This window comes from Stenotrophomonas sp. 89682_Sma (assembly GCF_056481405.1).
Genome location: NZ_CM151147.1, coordinates 1560709 through 1577229, shown reverse-complemented (window position 1 = coordinate 1577229; position 16521 = coordinate 1560709). Strand labels below are relative to the sequence as shown.

The following is a 16521-nucleotide window of genomic DNA, read 5'->3' as shown; positions in this document are numbered from 1 at the left end:
CCGCAGGGCTCCGCGCCACCTATCCACAGCTTGGTTCAGCATCATTCCACAGCCGGTGTGGAAAACCGGCAGGAGGTGGCCGGGTTGGCTGCCTGGCAGCGGAACATGCGCTGCCGTCACACGGGCCGACCGGCCGTGACGGTTTTTTCACCACCACCTCATGGACCTTGTGGCACAAGCACTGCGAGGGCCTATCCACAGGTTTTCGCGCACCCCGTCCACACCGGGTGTGGAAAACCGCGTATCGGCCCGCTGCTGGCCGCGCGCCCCATGCGCGCGCTACCCTTGTCTCCCCTGAATACACTGCGGTGGAAGGCGTCCGCCCCACCCGAAGCAATGAAAAGCATCGAGCATCGAGACTTCACCCTGTCGCCGGAAGACAACGAACGGCTGGCCAACCTGTGTGGCCCGTTCGACGGTCATCTGCGGCAGATCGAACTGAAACTCGGCGTGGAAATCGCCAACCGTGGCTTCGTGTTCCGCATCAGCGGGCCCAACGAAGCCATCATCGAGGCACAGAAGCTGGTTGAAGCGCTGTACGCCGAAGCCGGCGAAACCACCTTCGACAACCACGCCATCCATCTGCGCCTGGCGCAGGCCAATGTCGAACAGATCGCCGAACGCTCCTACGAAGCGCAGGAGGTCGCGATCAAGGTCAAGCGCGGTACGGTGCGCGGTCGCGGTGCCAACCAGGCCCGCTATCTGCATCAGATTGCTACCCACGACATCAACTTCGGCATCGGGCCGGCCGGTACCGGCAAGACCTTCCTGGCCGTGGCCAGCGCGGTCGAAGCACTGAACGAATCGAGGGTGCAGCGGCTGATCCTGGTCCGCCCCGCAGTGGAAGCCGGCGAGAAGCTGGGCTTCCTGCCCGGCGACCTGAGCCAGAAGGTCGATCCCTACCTGCGACCGCTGTACGACGCCCTGTACGAGATGATGGGCGTGGAGAAGGTGGTCAAGCTGCTGGAAAGGAACGTCATCGAGATCGCGCCGCTGGCCTATATGCGCGGCCGCACGCTCAACGATGCGTTCGTGATCCTGGACGAAGCACAGAACACCACCATCGAGCAGATGAAGATGTTCCTGACCCGCCTGGGCTACGGCTCGACTGCGGTGGTCACCGGTGACCTGACCCAGACCGACCTGCCCAAGCACGTGAAGTCGGGACTGCGCGATGCCATCGATGTACTGCGCGAGGTGGAGGGTGTCAGCTTTACCTTCTTCGAATCCCGCGACGTGGTCCGCCACCCGCTGGTCGCGCGCATCGTCAGCGCCTACGACCGCCGCGACCTGCATCAGATCCAACCTGGAGCAACTCCATGACCCGTGGTCCCGTGCGACTGGACGTCGCCGTCAGTTATGCCCTGCCGCGTGCCGGCCTGCCGGCGGCAGTGAGCTTCCGCAAGTGGGTGGCTGCCGCGCTGAAGGGCCGCATCCGCGAGGCCGACCTGGCCATCCGCGTGGTCGACGCCAAGGAAGGCCAGTCGTTGAACCGCCACTACCGTGGCAAGGACTACGCCACCAACGTGCTCAGCTTCCCGGCCGAGGTGCCCGAAGGCCTGCCCAAGGGCGTCAAGTTCCCGCTGCTCGGCGATCTGGTGATCTGTGCACCGGTCGTAGCGCGGGAGGCCGACGAACAGGGCAAGGCGCTCAACGCCCACTACGCGCACCTGACCGTGCACGGCGTGCTGCACCTGCTCGGCTGGGACCACGAGGACGACAAGGAAGCCGAAGCGATGGAACAGCTGGAACGGGAGATCCTGGCCGAGCTGGGCATCGACGACCCCTACGCGGGCGAGCGCTGACACCGGGCCCTGTTCCGAGCCCACGCACTCACGGAAGAGGAGCGCAGCATGACCCTGCCCGCACTTGTGCTTGCCGCGCTACTGCAATCCGGGGCAGGCCTGATGCCCGATCCTGACCGTCCCTCACCTTTCCCCACCAGCGACAGCGAGGCCGACATCGCCGCAAAGATCGCCGAACTACGGGCGTTCTTCGGCAGCAGCGAGCGCGACACCCGCAACATCGTCGCCACTGCCCAGCAACGGGCACTGATCGAGCGCCTGGAAGCGCGGCACGCGGCACGTCTGGCCGGCATCTGGGTGGACAATGCGAGGGGCTGGAACGTTGTCGTGCGACTGACAGGCGCCGCACCCGAGGCCGATGAGACACATCCAGGGGCGGATGGCCCGCAACGTGTGCGCTACATCACCGGCGCCGCGATGACCGAAGCGGAGATGACGCGCCGGCTGCACGCACAGCGGGACTGGCTGCGGGCCCAGCTGCCTGACCTGTTCGGCTGTGGCCTGGATGTCAAGACCGGGGAGCTGGAGGTGGAGCTGCGGGATACCCCAGCCAACCGCGCGACGGCGGCGGCCGTGCGTGACCACCTGCAGGCGCGACTGGGCTACCCGGTCAGGCTGCGCTGGTACCCAGCGGCCACGCGCTGGCATCCGCCCTGACTGCGCCCGGGCTGGAACGCCAGCCCATGCGCTGCGCTATTGTTCAACACCTGCCAGGACTCGGAAGGAAAAAGGATGAACCCAGGGTACGGCTTCATGACGACGATGATAGCTGCCGGCCTTTTCGCCATTCTGCTGGTGCTGGGCGCGCATGCCGTGCGCCGTGTCAGTGCACGCGACCCCAGCGGGCAGCACTGGCTGCTGCGCACGCTGGCACTGCTGTCACCGGCGTGCGTCATTGCCAGCCTGGCGGTCGGCGTGATCGGGCCTCAGCTGATGCAACAGCGGCACGGAATGAGCACCACGATGGGCCTGGTGACGAGCGCGCTGCTGCTGATGCTGATTGGCGCGCTCACCGCGCCGGTGGCCTGGCGCGTGGCGGTCCAGCAGCGCCTGCGGCGCTCGGCGGCGACCTTGCCGTTCTTCCATGCGTCAACCGGCTCACTCTGGCTGTTGTACGCGCTCTGCGTGATGTACATGCCACTCGCAAAGGCCGCCGAGCCGGCACTGATGCCCTGGTTCGAACAATCGGGCCTGCTGCCGTTGGCGGCTCGCGGATTGGTCACGGTCGTCCACGCTTCGATGCAGGCGGTGCTGCTCACCCTGCCGGTGATGGGGCTACGCGCCCTGCTGACCCGTGGCCGCCGCAGCAGCAAGGCTGAGAACCCGCCCCCGTCACCGTTATGATGTCCAGCCCGCCTGCGGAACCTGCCCGTGTCCCTGCGTTGCTGCCTGCCACTGCTGTGTGCCCTTGCGGTTCCATCCGCCTTCGCTTCCCGCCTGGATCTGCCGGCGCTGATCGAATGCCGCCAGGGCGTGGCCGACCAGGCCGCGCTGGCGCCGTTGCTGGCCGACCCGCTGAAGGCCGTGGCCCAGGGCCTGCAGCCGCTGCCGCAGGGCAACCAGTTCATGAGCGAGTACCGCCTGGCCCAGCCGATCAGCGTGTTCGGGGTGAGCACCGAGCGGGTGGCGGTGGCCGGGGCCAGCGTCATGGCCGTCCTCGACCAGGCCGACCCACGCCCGCTGGCCAAGCGCCTGGCGCTGGAAACCGGCTACGACCAGGACGGCAAGTTCATGGCCGGCCGCGAGGTCGTCAGCCGTGACGTGACCGACGCGCGGACCGGCGAGGCCCAGATCGAGTCGATCATCCTCAGCGTCTCCACCGTGGCCTCCCACCCGGGCAAGACCCTGGCCGGCTGCACCTACAGCCTGGACCTGCCCGAGGAGGAGCCGGCCGCGGCCGCCCCTGCCCCGGCCACCGGCAGTCACTGACAGGCCGCTACATCCTGCTAGACTTGGGCCAACGCCCGGCCTGCCGGGTGCCTTTTTTCCAGAGATGTCAGAAGACGACAGTAGTAGCTCCCCTGCGGAGCACAGTGAAAAGAAGCGCGGCTGGCTTGAACGCCTGACCTCCGCCTTCTCCGGCGAACCCCATACCCGCGACGAGCTGGTCGCTGTCCTGCACACCGCGCAGGAAGAGGGTCTGATCGCCGCCGATACCCTGAAAATGATGGAAGGCGCCATTTCGGTGGCCGAGCTGACCGTGGGCGACGTGATGATCTCGCGCTCGCAGATGGTCTCGCTGCCGGTCGAAGCGCCCTTCCTGGAACTGATGAAGCAGGTGGTCGAATCCGGCCATTCGCGCTTCCCGGTGCACGGCGAGAACAAGGACGACATCCTCGGCATCCTGCTGGCCAAGGACCTGCTGCGCGGCGTGGTGGCCGACAACGGCCCGGCCAACGTGCGCGAGCTGCTGCGCCCGGCGGTACTGATTCCGGAGGCAAAGAAGCTCAACGTGCTGCTGAAGGAGTTCCGCCTGTCCCGCAACCACATGGCCATCGTGGTGGACGAGTACGGCGGTGTCGCCGGCCTGGTCACCATCGAGGACGTGCTGGAACAGATCGTCGGCGAGATCGATGACGAGCATGACGAGGCCGAGGATCCTTCCGCGCAGATCGCGATCCAGTCCGACGGCCAGTACGTGGTCGACGCGCTGACCCCGATCGGCGACTTCAACGAACGCTTCGGTGCCACCTTCTCCGACGAGGACTACGACACCATCGGTGGCCTGGTCACCGAGGCCGTGGGCCACCTGCCGGAAGTCGGGGACGAACTGGCGCTGGACCGCTTCATGTTCCGCGTAGCCCGCGCCGATGCGCGCCGGGTGCAGGCCTTCCATGTGACCGTGCTGCCGCCGGACGCGCAGGACGACGCTTGAAGCGCCGCGGCCTGATCCTGACGCTGTGGCTGGCACTGTGCGTGCTGGCCATGGCCTTGCCGCTGGCCGCCTTCGCGCAGCCGGCGGCGGCCACGCATGCAGCGCCCATCGCAAGCACCGAGTCGCCTGCGCCTCGCATCGGCGTGGTCACCATGCAACCGGGCACGGTGTTCTTCGAGCGATTCGGCCACGACGCCATCGTCGTGGTCGATCCGCTCAGCGGCGAAGCGACCTCGTACAACTTCGGCTACTTCGATCCGTCCGAGGACGATTTCATCAGCCGCTTCGCGCGCGGCGACATGATGTATTACCTGGTGGCGCTGCCGCTGCAGCAGGACCTGTCCTACTACGACGAGACCGGCCGTGGCGCCAGCGTGCAGTGGCTGGACCTGCGCCCGGACCAGGCGCGCTCGCTGGCCGCCGACCTTGCCGAACGGGCCAAGCCGGAAAACGCGCGTTACCACTACGATTACTACACCGCCAACTGCGCCACGATGGTGCGCGACACGGTGGACAAGGCACTGGGCGGCGGCCTGCAGTCGCAGCTGGCCGGTCGCTCGCGCGGCAACACCTACCGCAGCGAATCGGTGCGCCTGGCCTCGCCAGCTCCGTGGATGTGGCTGGGCTTCGACGTCGGCCTGGGGCCGTTCGCCGACCAGCCGCTGTCCCGCTGGCAGGAGGCGTTCGTGCCGATGCGCCTGGCCGATGCCCTGCGCCAGGCACGCAACAGCGACGGCCGGCCGCTGGTGCAGTCCGAACAGGAACTGCTGCCACACCGCATCGCCCCGGAGCCGAAGGAGTTCGCGCGCCGTTGGTGGCCGTGGCTGCTGTGCGGCCTGGTGATCGCCGCCGGCGTGCTGGCGCTGCGCCACCGTCCGCGCCTGCTGGCCGGGCTGGCGCTGCCGTTCTGGCTGTTGTGTGCCCTGTTCGGTGGCGTGCTGGTGTTCCTGTGGGGCTTCAGCATCCACTACGCCGCGTGGGCCAACCGCAACCTGCTGCTGCTTTCGCCGCTGGCCCTGCTGCTGCTGCCGGGTGCGATTGCCCTGCTGCGCCGGCGCGCGCCGGGCCGCATGTTCAGGGTGGTGCTGTGGCTGCTGGCAGTGCAGGCCGTGGCCGCGCTGGTGCTGCACTGGCTGAGCCTGCAGGCGCAGTACAACGTGCAGTGGATCGTGCTGCTGCTGCCGGTGCACGTCGCCCTGGCGTGGGTGCTGGCGCGTCGTCCTCACTTGTCCGAAACACGGCCCTGACGCACGATGGCGGGCATGTCATTGCCCGCCTCCGCTTCCGCCCCGGCTTCGGCCAACCCTACCTGCGTCATCAACTGCGTCCACTACGATGACGAGGGCAAGCGCCACGACATCAGCCTGGACGCCATCAGCGATGTCATTGCCAGCGGCAACGGCTTCGTCTGGGTCGGCCTGTACGACCCCAACGAAGACGTGCTGCTGAAACTGCAGGAAGAATTCTGCCTGCACGACCTGGCCATCGAGGATGCGCGCAATGCGCACCAGCGGCCCAAGGTCGAGACCTACGGCAATTCGCTGTTCGTGGTGGTGACCACCGCGCAGATGGTCGACGAACGCATCCAGTATGGCGAAACCCATGCCTTCCTCGGCCCGCGCTTCCTGGTGACGGTGCGCCATGGCGCCTCGTTGTCCTACGCCCCGGTACGTGCACGCGTGGAGCGCGAGCCGCAGCTGCTGAAGATGGGCCCGTCGTACTGCCTGTACGCGGTGACCGACTTCGTGGTCGACAACTACCTGCCCATCGTGCACCGCTTCCGCGACACCCTGGACCTGCTGGAAAAGGACATCTTCGCCGACACCTACAAGCGCAGCACGGTGGTGCGGCTGTATGAGCTCAAGCGCGAACTGAACAAGATGCGCATGGCGGTGGCACCGCTGCAGGATGTGCTGGCCCAGATCCGCCGCTACCAGGGCGATCTGATTCCCGACGAAGTGAAGCTGTACGTGCGCGACGTGCATGACCATGCGGTGCGCATCAGCGATGTGATCGACACCCTGCGCGAGATGCTGGGCACCGCGCTGAGCGTGAATCTTTCGCTGGTGACACTGGCGCAGGGCGAGACGGTGAAGCGACTGGGTGCCTGGGCCGCGCTGCTGGCCGCGCCGACGCTGATCACCAGCTGGTACGGCATGAACTTCAGCCACATGCCGGAGCTGAGTGAGCCGTGGTCGTACCCGCTGATGATCGTTGGCGTGGGCGGCGTGTGCGTGGTGCTGTACCGGTTGTTCAAGCGCGCTAAATGGTTGTAGGGCGTATCGACCAACGGTCGATACCCACCGGGCCGGTGGCCCATGATGCTCGGTAGTGCCGGCCGCTGGCCGGCAACCAGGCAATGCCGGCCAGCGGCCGGCACTACCTGACAGGCATCAAGCCACGTAGACGGTCTTGATGTTCATGAACTCATGGATGCCGTGGTCGGCCAGTTCGCGACCGAAACCGGACTGCTTGCTGCCACCGAACGGCAGCCGCGCGTCGCTCTTGACGATGGCGTTGACGAATGCGGCGCCGCATTCCATGCGCTGGGCAAAACGTTCACCGCGCACCGGGTCGCGCGTCCACACGCTGCCGCCCAGGCCGAAACGGGTGTCGTTGGCCACGCGCAGTGCCTCGGCCTCATCCTTCACCCGGATCACCGCGGCAACCGGGCCGAACAGTTCTTCATCGTAGGCCGGCATGCCCGGCCCGACCTGGTCGAGCACCGTGGCCGGATAACCGGAATGCGTACCGGCAATCGGCTCGCCACCGACCAGCACGCGTGCGCCCTTGGCCACGCTGGCCTGCACCTGCTTGTGCAGTTCGTCACGCAGGTCGGCGCGCGCCATTGGCGCCAGCGTGGTGCCCCGCTCATCGGGATCGCCGTACTGGCGCTCACCCGCCGCTTCCACAAAGCGACGGGTGAATTCATCGGCCACCGCATCGACCACGATGAAGCGCTTGGCCGCGATGCAGGTCTGCCCGCTGTTGTCGAAGCGTGACTTCACTGCCGCCGCCACGGTCTTGTCGAGGTCGGCATCGTCGAGCACCACGAAGGCGTCACTGCCACCCAGCTCCATCACCGACTTCTTCAACTGGATGCCGGCGTTGGAGGCGATCGAGCGCCCTGCCCGCTCGCTGCCGGTCAGCGTCACCGCCTTCACCCGTGCGTCGCGCAGCACGTCGGCGGCCTGGTCGTTGTCGATGTGCAGCACATCGAAAACGCCGTCCGGCAGGCCACCATCACGACACACCGCCAGGATCAGGTCGGCACACTGCGGTACGTTGCTGGCGTGCTTTAGCAGGGCCACGTTGCCGGCCATGAACGCCGGGGCCAGGAAACGAAACACCTGCCAGATCGGGAAATTCCACGGCATCACCGCGAACACGCAGCCGATCGGCTCGTAGCGCACGTAACTGCGCTGGGCTTCGGTGTCGATCAGCTGCGGCTTGAGGTAGTCGGCAGCATGGTCGGCGTAGTACTCGCAGGCGGCGGCGCACTTGTCCACTTCAGCCAGCGCCTCGGTCTTGAGCTTGCCCATCTCGTGGGTCATCGCCTGCTGCAGGTCGTCGCGACGCGCGCGCAGCTGCGCGGCGATCTGGCGCAGGATGGCGCCGCGGTCCTGCAACGAGCGCTCGCCCCAGCCCGGAAATGCATCGGCAGCGGCCTGCAGGCGCTGCTCGATGTCGGCAGCGCCCATCAGTTCATGGCGGTAGGTCACCTGTCCGGTGGCCGGGTCGACGATCTCGACGGTCATGGGGATCTCCTTCTGGAAGACCCCCATTGTGCGCCGCCGGCCGTGAGCCGGATGTGGCTGCGGCGTCAGCCGTTGTCCTGCCGCGCCAGCTGCAGGTCGCGCTGGCGCCGCTTCTCCGCACGCGCATTGATGTACCAGCCGATCACCGCGGCGACCGACACCGCCGACACCAGCAGCGTGGCCAACGCATTGATCTTCGGGCTGATGCCCATGCGCACCGACGCGAACACCTTCATCGGCAGCGTGGTGGAGCCCGGCGTGGCGACGAAGCTCGCCACCACCACGTCATCCAGCGACAGGGTGAAGGCCAGCAGCCAGCCCGCCACCAGCGCCGGCGCGATGATCGGCAGGGTGATGCGGCCGAACACGGTCAGCCGGCTCGCGCCCAGGTCCATCGCCGCTTCTTCCAGCGACAGGTCCATTTCCTGCAGGCGCGAGGACACCACCACCGTGACGAAGCACAGGGTGAAGGTGACGTGGGCGATCCAGATGGTGGTCAGGCCGCGTGCCGGGAAGCCGGGAATCGCGCCCATCGAGGCCAGCAGCGCCATCAGCGAGAAGCCAAGGATGACATCCGGCATCACCAGCGGTGCGGTCACCAGCGCGCCGAACAGCGGCTTGCCCCGGAAGCGCTTGAAGCGGGTCATCACCATCGCCGCCAGCGTGCCCAGCACGGTGGCGGTGCAGGCGGTCCAGAACGCCACCACCAGGCTGGTCCACATCGCATCCATCAGCGCGCGGTCGGCGAACAGGTCGCTGTAGGCGCGGGTGGAGAACCCGGCCCAGACCATCGCCAGCCGCGAGCTGTTGAACGAATAGAACATCAACAGCAGGATCGGAAGGTACAGGAAGGCGAAGCCGAGCAGCAGCACGCCCAGCCCCAGGCCCTTGGCGGTACGCGGGCTCATGCCTGCTTCCCTTCCAGCAGGCGCTGCTGGGAACGGTTGAACAGCAGGATCGGCACCAGCAGCAACAGGATCATCGCCACCGCCATCGCCGACGCGCCCGGCCAGTTACGGTTGTTGAAGAACTCGTTCCACAGCTGGCGGCCCACCATCAGCGTCTCCGAGCCACCCAGCATTTCCGGGATCACGAATTCACCGATCGCCGGAATCATCACCAGCATGCAACCGGCGATGATGCCCGGCTTCGACAACGGCAGGGTGATGCGCAGGAACGCCTGCCACGGCTTCGCGCCAAGATCGTAGGCCGCTTCCAGCAGGCGATGGTCATGCTTGACCAGGTTGGCGTACAGCGGCAGCACCATGAACGGCAGGTAGCAGTAGACGATGCCGATGTAGGCGGCAGTCGGCGTATCGATCAGCTGCAGCTTGGGCAGGCCGAGGCTGGTCATCAGCGACTGCAGGCCGGTGAACTGCAGGAACTGGTCGAGCAGGCCGTTGCGGTCCAGGATCGCCTTCCACGCGTACACGCGGATCAAGAACGAGGTCCACGACGGCAGCACCACCAGCATCATCGCCACGTTGCGCGCGGCCGGTGACAGGCGGGCGATGGCATAGGCCATCGGGTAGCCGATCAGCAGGGTCAGGAAGGTGGAGATCGCCGCGATCTTGATCGAACTCAGGAAGGCCTGCGCATAGATCGAATCGCGGAACAGCGCCAGGTAGTTTTCCAGGTTCAGCTTCAGCGAGAAGCCGCCATCCACGTACTGCAGCAACCAGGTGTACGGCGGCGAGCCGACCCGGCTGAGCGAGAAGCTGATCATCAGCACGATCAGGAACGGCACTGCGAAGAACAGCAGCAGCCACAGGTATGGAATGCCGATCACCGTGGCACGCAGCCCCGGCAGCCAGCGCTTCAGGCCGGCGACGCTCATGAGGTCAGCACCACGCCGTCGTTGTCGCGCCAGTGCACCCACACGCTGTCGCCCCAGGTGAGGCCGTCGCTGGCCCAGCGCTGCGAGTTGGCGAAGTTGGCCAGCACCTTGGCACCGCTGGGCAGGCGCACGTGGTAGACCGAGTGGCTGCCGAAATAGGCGATGTCCTCGATCACGCCCTGCGCCTTGTTGGTGTGCCCTTCCGGCTCGTCCTTGCCGATCATCACCTTCTCCGGGCGCAGCGCGAACGCGACCGGCTGCCCTTCATAACCGGTGATGCCGTGCGCGATGTAGATCGGCGCCGGGAACAACGGCGAGCGCACGGTCACGTACTCGGGCAGGTCCTCGTCGATCACCCCGTCGAACAGGTTGACCGAGCCGATGAACTCGGCGACGAAGCGGTTGGCCGGCTGCTCGTAGACCTCGTCGGGCTTGCCGACCTGCTGGATCCAGCCGGCATCCATCACCGCGATGCGGGTGGCCATGGTCATCGCTTCTTCCTGGTCGTGGGTGACCATCACGCAGGTCACGCCCGACGATTCGATGATGCTGACCAGTTCCAGCTGCATCTGCGAGCGCAGCTTCTTGTCCAGCGCGCCCATTGGTTCGTCCAGCAACAGCAGCTTCGGCCCCTTGGCCAGCGACCGCGCCAGCGCCACGCGCTGCTGCTGGCCACCGGACAGCTGGTGCGGCTTGCGCTTGCCCAGATGGCCCATCTGCACCAGGTCCAGCATCTCGCCGACGCGCTTGCTGATCGCGTCCTTGCCCAGGCCATCCTGCTTCAGGCCAAAGGCGATGTTCTGCTCGACCGTCATGTGCGGGAACAGGGCATAGGACTGGAACATCATGTTGACCGGTCGCTGGTACGGCGGCAGCGCGTCCAGGCGCTGGCCATCGACGGTGATGCTGCCCTTGGTGGGCGTCTCGAAGCCGCCGAGGCAGCGCAGCAGGGTCGATTTGCCACTGCCGGAGCCACCGAGCAGGGCAAAGATTTCGCCCTTGCGCACGTCCAGGTTGACGTCGTCGACGGCGACGAAACCGTCGAATTCCTTGCGCAAATCACGAATGGAGAGATAGCCGGGCGCACCGGTCGTGTCGACGACGGTGGCTACCGGCTGGGCTTCAACGGGCATGGGGGCTCCGGGAGCGGGCGGTGGACAGCGGCCGCCATTCTAACGGCCGGGGGCCGAAGGGGATATGACGGCGACGGGCGGAAGCCGCCTGCGGCCCGCCCCCGGGGCCCCGAGGGGTGTCGGTTTTCCCCCGCCATGGCGGCTTGTCCGCTCCAAGGCCCGGGCTCGCCTGGACGCTCCTGCGGCCTTCCCGGCTAGGCGCCACGGGCGTTGGCCCGATCTGCAACGTTTTTCAGAACCGGATGTGTTGAAGGCCCGGGACATTCCCCGCGCAATGCCCGGGATCAAGGCCTTGCATGGACCCACACTGGTGATTTCCCCGGACAGCCCCTCCCCCTTCCCGCCCCGCCTGCCGGGCTCCCTGCCTGCAGGGCTGCCGCTGGCCATCATCGGCGCCGGCCAGGCCGGTTTGTCCCTCAGCGCACTCCTGCAGGAGGCCGGCGTCGAGCATCGCGTGCTGGAGGCCGAAACCGTGGGCGCCAGCTGGCAGCGGCGCTGGGATTCGTTCCAGACCAACACCGCCAACGCGACCATGGCCCTGCACGGTCATGCCTATTCGGGCGAGGACCCGGAAGGCTTCATGGGCGCCCCGGAGGTGATCCGCCGGCTCCGCGACTATGCCGACGAGCGCGTGTTGCCGATCAGCGAAGGGTGCGCGGTACATCGGGTCGCGCCCGAGTGCGGCGGCTATGCCATCGACAGCAGCCAGGGGCTGATCCATGCCCGCGCGGTGGTGGTCGCGACCGGTGAGTACCGCCGTGCGCGGATGCCCCGGGTCCCCTTCGCGCCCGCGCCCGGCCTTGCCGTGCTGCACTCGGGCGACTACCGCGGTGCCCGCCAGCTGCCCGATGGCGCCGTGCTGGTCATCGGCGGTGGGCAGTCCGGCGCGCAGATCGCCCAGGACCTGCACGACAGCGGTCGCAGCGTGTACTGGTCACTGGCCCAGCGTCATTCGCATACCCGCCGGCTGCGCGGCAAGGACTCGATGACCTGGTGGGACATGGCCGGGCGCATCCACCAGCATGTGAGTGAAGCGGCGGGCGTGCTGGCCGGGGAACCGGATGCGCTGCGCAAGGCGCGTACCGCGGAGTTCCCGCTCATTTCCGGCAAGGGAAGCGGCGGCCTGGGCAGCTCGATCAGCCTGCTGGCGATGCACCGCGCGGGCATCAGGCTGCTGGGCCGGTTGCAGGGCTTCGATGGAAGCATCGCCCGCTTCGCCGATGTCCGCCCGCAGCTGCGTACCGCGATCGAGGCGACGCGGGCCGAATACGCCTATCTCGATTCGCTGGCCAGCGCGTACTACGCCACGCGTCCCGAGCCACGCACCGACGATGCCCGCTACATTCCGGAGGAGGTCTATCTGCACTGGGAACCGGACGCATCCCCGCGCGAACTGGACCTGCAGGCCGCGGGCATCCGCTCGGTGGTGCTGGCCACCGGCTTCGTCGCCGAATGGCCCTTGCTCGACGTACCGGGCGCGCTGGATGCACATGGCTACCCGCTCGGCGAGTTCGGTGTTTCACCGCAGCCGGGGCTGTTCTTCATCGGCATGCACAACCTGCAGCGGATGAGTTCGTCGTTCCTGTGCAACGGCGGTCGCGATGCACGCGACCTGCTGCCTGCCATCCTGCAGCACCTTGGCCGGAGCGACAGGGCCGGCTCCGACGCAGGGTAAGGCAGCCGCCGGGCATGGCCCGGCGCTACCCGGGCCGCTTACCGGCCGGTCTTCACCTCGGTCCACAGCCGGGTGTAGAGCTTGTCGGTCTCCGGCGTGTTGATCGAGTAGGTGAACATCTTCTCGGCCACATCGGCCGGCGGGTAGATGGTCGGGTCGGTACGGATCGCCTCGTCCACCAGCGGAGTCGCGGTCGGAACCGGATTGGCATAGTGGATGAAGTTGGTGTTGGCCGCGGCAACCTTCGGCTGCAGCAGGTAGTTGATGAACGCGTACGCGGCTTCCGGATGCTTGGCGTCCTTCGGGATCGCCAGCATGTCGAACCACTGCGGTGCGCCTTCCTTCGGGATCGAATAGGCCACGTGCACGCCATTGCTGGCTTCCTCGGCACGATCGCGGGCCTGGATGATGTCACCCGACCAGCCGACCACCAGGCAGGTACCGCCATTGGCCAGCGAACCCACGTACTGCGAGGAGTGGAAGTTCTGCACGTACGGGCGGATCGACTTCAGCAGGTCGGCCGCCTTCTGCAGCTCGGCCGGGTCGCCGCTGTGCGGGTCCAGGCCCAGGTAGTGCAGCGCGATCGGGATCATGTCGGCCGGCGTGTCCAGGATGGTCACGCCGCAGTCCTTCATCTTGCTGATGTTCTCCGGCTTGAACACCAGGTCCCAGCTGTTGGCGATGTCGGTGCTGCCACCGAAACGCTGCTTCAGCATCTCCACGTTGTAGCCGATGCCAGTGGTGCCGATCATGTACGGCACGCCGTACTGGTTGCCCGGGTCCTGGGTGGCGATGCGCTTCATCACCGCCGGATCGAGATTGGCCAGGTTCGGGATCTTGCTCTTGTCCAGCGGCAGGAACACACCGGCCTGGATCTGGCGGCCGAAGAAGTTCAGGGTCGGCACCACCACGTCGTAGCCGCTGTTGCCGGCCAGCAGCTTGGTCTCGACCATCTCGTCACTGTCGAACACATCGTAGGTCACCTTGATGCCGCTCTCCTTCTCGAAGGTCGGGATGGTGTCCTCGGCGATGTAATCGCTGTAGTTGTAGACGTTCAGGACCTGGCTGTCCTGCGCGCCGCCGTTGCCACCGCCACAGGCGGCAAGCATGGCGGAGGCCAGGCCGAGCGTGAGGATACGCAGCTTCATCGGGTGCTCCAGAATGCGGGAAGGGGGGCCGGCGGGGCCGGTGACGGGTGCCAGCCTACCCCCCGGCGGCGGATTTTTCTATTCCAGATGCTCAGACGTTCAGCAGCAGGAACTCGCGCTCCCACGAGCTGATGACGCGGAAGAAGGTCTCGTATTCCTTGCGCTTCACCGAGATGTAGGCGCGGCAGAAGCGCTCGCCCAGCAGGGCCTGCAACTCGCTGCACTGCTCCAGGCCGTCCAGCGCTTCGCCCAGCGAGCGCGGCAGGTTGTAGCCCAGTTCCTTGGCACTGCCGGTGACCGGCGCGTCCGGTGCAAGCCGCTCGCGGATGCCAAGCAGGCCGCAGGCCAGGGTCGCGGCCATCGCCAGGTAGGGGTTGGCGTCGGAACCGGCGAAGCGGCTCTCCACGCGCATGTTTTCCGGCGTATCCAGCGGCACGCGCAGGCCGCAGGTACGGTTGTCGAAGCCCCAGTGCACGTTGCTCGGCGAGACTTCGCCGAACACCAGCCGGCGGTAGGAATTCACGTTCGGCGCGAAGAACGCCATCGCCTGCGGCGCGTACTTCTGCAGACCGCCCAGGTAATGGCCGAACACCGGGCTGAACTCGCCTTCGGCATCGGTATCACCGGCAAACACATTGCTGCCATCGCTCACCCGCACCAGGCTCTGGTGGATGTGCATGGCACTGCCCGGCTCGTTCTCCATCGGCTTGGCCAGGAACGTCGCATACACGCCGTGGCGCATCGCCGCCTCGCGCATGGTGCGCTTGAACAGGAACACCTGGTCGGCCAGGTCCATCGCATCGGCGTGGGTGAAGTTGACCTCCAGCTGCGCTGCGCCGGATTCGTGGATCAGCGTGTCCACGTCCAGCTTCATCGCGTCGGCGTAGTCGTACATCAGGTCGAGGATCGGGTCGAACTCGTTGACCGCATCGATCGAGTACGACTGCCGCGCCGTCTCCGGTCGCCCGGAGCGGCCGGCTGGTGGCAGCAGCGGGAAATCCGGGTCGGTGTTCTTCTGCACCAGGAAGAACTCCAGCTCCGGTGCCACCACCGGGCGCAGGCCCAGCTCGGCGTAGGCCGCCAGCACGCGGCGCAGCACGTTGCGCGGTGCCAGCTCGTGCGGCTCACCGCTCTTGGTGTAGCAATCGTGGATGACCTGCGCGGTGGCGTCGGCCGCCCACGGCACCATGCGCACCGTGTCCGGATCGGGGCGCAGCATCATGTCCGAGTCCGACGGCGAGGTCAGCTCGTAGTAATCGTCAGGGAACTCGCCGGTGACGGTGGTGGCGAAGATGCCTTCGGGCAGGCGCGTACCGTAGTCGTGCGAGAACTTGTCGGCAGGAATGATCTTGCCACGCGCATTGCCGGTGATGTCCGGCACCAGGCATTCGACCTCGGTGATGCGCCGCTCCTTCAGCCAGCGCAGCAGGCTGCTTTCCTGCGGTGCGGGGGGCGTGGCCGTCTTGCGCGGGCGCGTTCGGGAACTCATCGGGAATCCAGTCGGTTCTGTTGGTGCTGCCGGCAAGCTTGGCCGAACGCACGGAAAATAGCGTGATAGAACGGCGAGTCCATGACACGCCACTCCGGGTGCCACTGTACGCCGAGCACGAAACGATGGCGTGGGCTGCGCGCTGCCTCGACCAGTCCATCATCGGCCACGGCCTCGACCTGCAGCCCGTGTGCCAGTCGGTCGATGCCCTGCCCGTGAACCGAATTGACCTGTGCGCGGTCACCGCCTTGCCACTGCGCCAGCCAGCCATCCGCCGCCAGGGCGACCGCATGGGCCGGCCCGTACTGCACATCAACCGGCGCCTTCGGGTCTTCACGATGATCCGAAAGACCGGGCGCCGCGTGCACCTGCGGATGCAACGTGCCACCCAGCGCAACGTTCAGCTCCTGCAGGCCGCGGCAGATCGCCAGCACCGGCAGGTCCAGCGCCAGCGCCTCGTGCAGCAGCGCGAACGCGTTGGCGTCACGGGCCGGGTCATGCGGATTGCCCGGCCAGCTGCGACCGCCGTCGTAATGCTGCGGTTCGATGTTGCTGACCGCACCGGTCAACAGCAGGCCATCGAGCCCCTGCAGCCAGTCGCCGGCCAGCAGCGGCGGCTGCACGCTCGGCAACAGTACCGGGGTCACCTCGGCGGCCTCGGCCAGCGCGCGCACGTACTTCTCGCCGGCCACCGCGAAACGGTGATGGCCGAGCACGGTGCTGTCGGTGGGCAGGCCCACCCAGGGCAGGCGGCGCATGGGAAAACTCCTTGGCGTGCCGACACGTTACCCGCCGTCCGGC

At 67.0% G+C, this 16521-nt stretch carries 16 protein-coding genes; 9 read left to right on the top strand and 7 right to left on the bottom strand.

Annotated elements, in window-relative coordinates; genetic code table 11:
- Window positions 1–336: 336 nt before the first annotated feature.
- The 8 genes from ACZK29_RS07255 to ACZK29_RS07220 all read left to right on the top strand — a co-directional run bounded on the left by ACZK29_RS07255 (window position 337) and on the right by ACZK29_RS07220 (window position 6956).
- Complete coding sequence (locus ACZK29_RS07255) at window positions 337–1323, top strand: PhoH family protein (RefSeq protein WP_111203380.1); 987 nt, start codon at window positions 337–339, stop codon at window positions 1321–1323.
- Entirely contained in the window at window positions 1320–1805 is a 486-nt protein-coding gene (gene ybeY / locus ACZK29_RS07250; protein ID WP_005408831.1) for an rRNA maturation RNase YbeY, read from the top strand. Before ACZK29_RS07255 ends, ybeY begins: the two co-directional genes overlap by 4 nt.
- A 48-nt stretch (window positions 1806–1853) precedes the next feature.
- The gene (locus tag ACZK29_RS07245; RefSeq protein ID WP_459047514.1) at window positions 1854–2462 is read left to right on the top strand and encodes a hypothetical protein; all 609 of its coding nucleotides are present in this window, start codon (window positions 1854–1856) and stop codon (window positions 2460–2462) included.
- A 39-nt stretch (window positions 2463–2501) separates the two neighbouring features.
- Window positions 2502–3149, top strand: coding sequence for a hypothetical protein (locus tag ACZK29_RS07240; protein ID WP_478446848.1), 648 nt, complete (start codon window positions 2502–2504; stop codon window positions 3147–3149).
- 27 nt (window positions 3150–3176) lie between these two features.
- A complete protein-coding gene (locus tag ACZK29_RS07235; RefSeq protein ID WP_111203377.1) occupies window positions 3177–3734 on the top strand; it encodes a hypothetical protein in 558 nt (185 codons plus the stop codon).
- 64 nt (window positions 3735–3798) lie between these two features.
- Window positions 3799–4680, top strand: a complete 882-nt coding sequence (locus tag ACZK29_RS07230) for an HlyC/CorC family transporter (RefSeq protein ID WP_005408827.1) — start codon at window positions 3799–3801, stop codon at window positions 4678–4680.
- Window positions 4677–5927, top strand: a complete 1251-nt coding sequence (locus ACZK29_RS07225; RefSeq protein ID WP_111203376.1) for a lipoprotein N-acyltransferase Lnb domain-containing protein — start codon at window positions 4677–4679, stop codon at window positions 5925–5927. Before ACZK29_RS07230 ends, ACZK29_RS07225 begins: the two co-directional genes overlap by 4 nt.
- A gap of 6 nt (window positions 5928–5933) precedes the next feature.
- Window positions 5934–6956 carry a magnesium and cobalt transport protein CorA gene (locus ACZK29_RS07220; RefSeq protein ID WP_111203375.1) on the top strand — a complete coding sequence of 341 codons (1023 nt, stop codon included), beginning with the start codon at window positions 5934–5936 and terminating at the stop codon, window positions 6954–6956.
- Window positions 6957–7073: 117 nt separating this feature from the next.
- Here the strand turns inward: ACZK29_RS07220 and ACZK29_RS07215 are convergent, their stop codons facing one another.
- The 4 genes from ACZK29_RS07215 to ACZK29_RS07200 form a co-directional block, all read right to left on the bottom strand.
- Complete coding sequence (locus tag ACZK29_RS07215; protein ID WP_478446847.1) at window positions 7074–8438, bottom strand: NAD-dependent succinate-semialdehyde dehydrogenase; 1365 nt, start codon at window positions 8436–8438, stop codon at window positions 7074–7076.
- Window positions 8439–8503: 65 nt separating this feature from the next.
- Window positions 8504–9346, bottom strand: a complete 843-nt coding sequence (locus ACZK29_RS07210) for an ABC transporter permease subunit (protein WP_049431292.1) — start codon at window positions 9344–9346, stop codon at window positions 8504–8506.
- On the bottom strand, window positions 9343–10275 hold the full coding sequence (locus tag ACZK29_RS07205) for an ABC transporter permease subunit (RefSeq protein WP_111203373.1): 933 nt from the start codon (window positions 10273–10275) through the stop codon (window positions 9343–9345). The genes ACZK29_RS07210 and ACZK29_RS07205 overlap by 4 nt, the downstream gene beginning before the upstream one ends.
- A complete protein-coding gene (locus ACZK29_RS07200; RefSeq protein ID WP_164146649.1) occupies window positions 10272–11408 on the bottom strand; it encodes an ABC transporter ATP-binding protein in 1137 nt (378 codons plus the stop codon). Before ACZK29_RS07200 ends, ACZK29_RS07205 begins: the two co-directional genes overlap by 4 nt.
- Window positions 11409–11682: 274 nt before the next feature.
- Here ACZK29_RS07200 and ACZK29_RS07195 point away from each other — a divergent pair, with 274 nt between their 5' ends.
- Window positions 11683–13083 carry a flavin-containing monooxygenase gene (locus ACZK29_RS07195; protein ID WP_478446846.1) on the top strand — a complete coding sequence of 467 codons (1401 nt, stop codon included), beginning with the start codon at window positions 11683–11685 and terminating at the stop codon, window positions 13081–13083.
- Between the two features lie 38 nt (window positions 13084–13121).
- On the opposite strand, the gene ACZK29_RS07190 is transcribed toward ACZK29_RS07195, so the two are convergent.
- From ACZK29_RS07190 to ACZK29_RS07180, 3 genes are all read right to left on the bottom strand, one after another.
- The gene (locus ACZK29_RS07190) at window positions 13122–14231 is read right to left on the bottom strand and encodes a polyamine ABC transporter substrate-binding protein (protein ID WP_071228406.1); all 1110 of its coding nucleotides are present in this window, start codon (window positions 14229–14231) and stop codon (window positions 13122–13124) included.
- 91 nt (window positions 14232–14322) lie between these two features.
- On the bottom strand, window positions 14323–15720 hold the full coding sequence (locus ACZK29_RS07185) for a glutamine synthetase family protein (RefSeq protein WP_111204402.1): 1398 nt from the start codon (window positions 15718–15720) through the stop codon (window positions 14323–14325).
- Window positions 15717–16478 carry a gamma-glutamyl-gamma-aminobutyrate hydrolase family protein gene (locus tag ACZK29_RS07180; protein WP_478446845.1) on the bottom strand — a complete coding sequence of 254 codons (762 nt, stop codon included), beginning with the start codon at window positions 16476–16478 and terminating at the stop codon, window positions 15717–15719. The genes ACZK29_RS07185 and ACZK29_RS07180 overlap by 4 nt, the downstream gene beginning before the upstream one ends.
- Window positions 16479–16521: the final 43 nt, after the last annotated feature.

Coding starts and splice junctions, on each gene's coding strand:
- ACZK29_RS07255 (WP_111203380.1), top strand. CDS start 337: ATGAAAAGCATCGAGCATCGAGACTTCACCCTGTCGCCGGAAGACAAC.
- ACZK29_RS07205 (WP_111203373.1), bottom strand. CDS start 10,275: ATGAGCGTCGCCGGCCTGAAGCGCTGGCTGCCGGGGCTGCGTGCCACG.
- ACZK29_RS07195 (WP_478446846.1), top strand. CDS start 11,683: ATGCCCGGGATCAAGGCCTTGCATGGACCCACACTGGTGATTTCCCCG.
- ACZK29_RS07210 (WP_049431292.1), bottom strand. CDS start 9,346: ATGAGCCCGCGTACCGCCAAGGGCCTGGGGCTGGGCGTGCTGCTGCTC.
- ACZK29_RS07180 (WP_478446845.1), bottom strand. CDS start 16,478: ATGCGCCGCCTGCCCTGGGTGGGCCTGCCCACCGACAGCACCGTGCTC.
- ACZK29_RS07190 (WP_071228406.1), bottom strand. CDS start 14,231: ATGAAGCTGCGTATCCTCACGCTCGGCCTGGCCTCCGCCATGCTTGCC.
- ybeY (WP_005408831.1), top strand. CDS start 1,320: ATGACCCGTGGTCCCGTGCGACTGGACGTCGCCGTCAGTTATGCCCTG.
- ACZK29_RS07220 (WP_111203375.1), top strand. CDS start 5,934: ATGGCGGGCATGTCATTGCCCGCCTCCGCTTCCGCCCCGGCTTCGGCC.
- ACZK29_RS07245 (WP_459047514.1), top strand. CDS start 1,854: ATGACCCTGCCCGCACTTGTGCTTGCCGCGCTACTGCAATCCGGGGCA.
- ACZK29_RS07215 (WP_478446847.1), bottom strand. CDS start 8,438: ATGACCGTCGAGATCGTCGACCCGGCCACCGGACAGGTGACCTACCGC.
- ACZK29_RS07200 (WP_164146649.1), bottom strand. CDS start 11,408: ATGCCCGTTGAAGCCCAGCCGGTAGCCACCGTCGTCGACACGACCGGT.
- ACZK29_RS07230 (WP_005408827.1), top strand. CDS start 3,799: ATGTCAGAAGACGACAGTAGTAGCTCCCCTGCGGAGCACAGTGAAAAG.
- ACZK29_RS07185 (WP_111204402.1), bottom strand. CDS start 15,720: ATGAGTTCCCGAACGCGCCCGCGCAAGACGGCCACGCCCCCCGCACCG.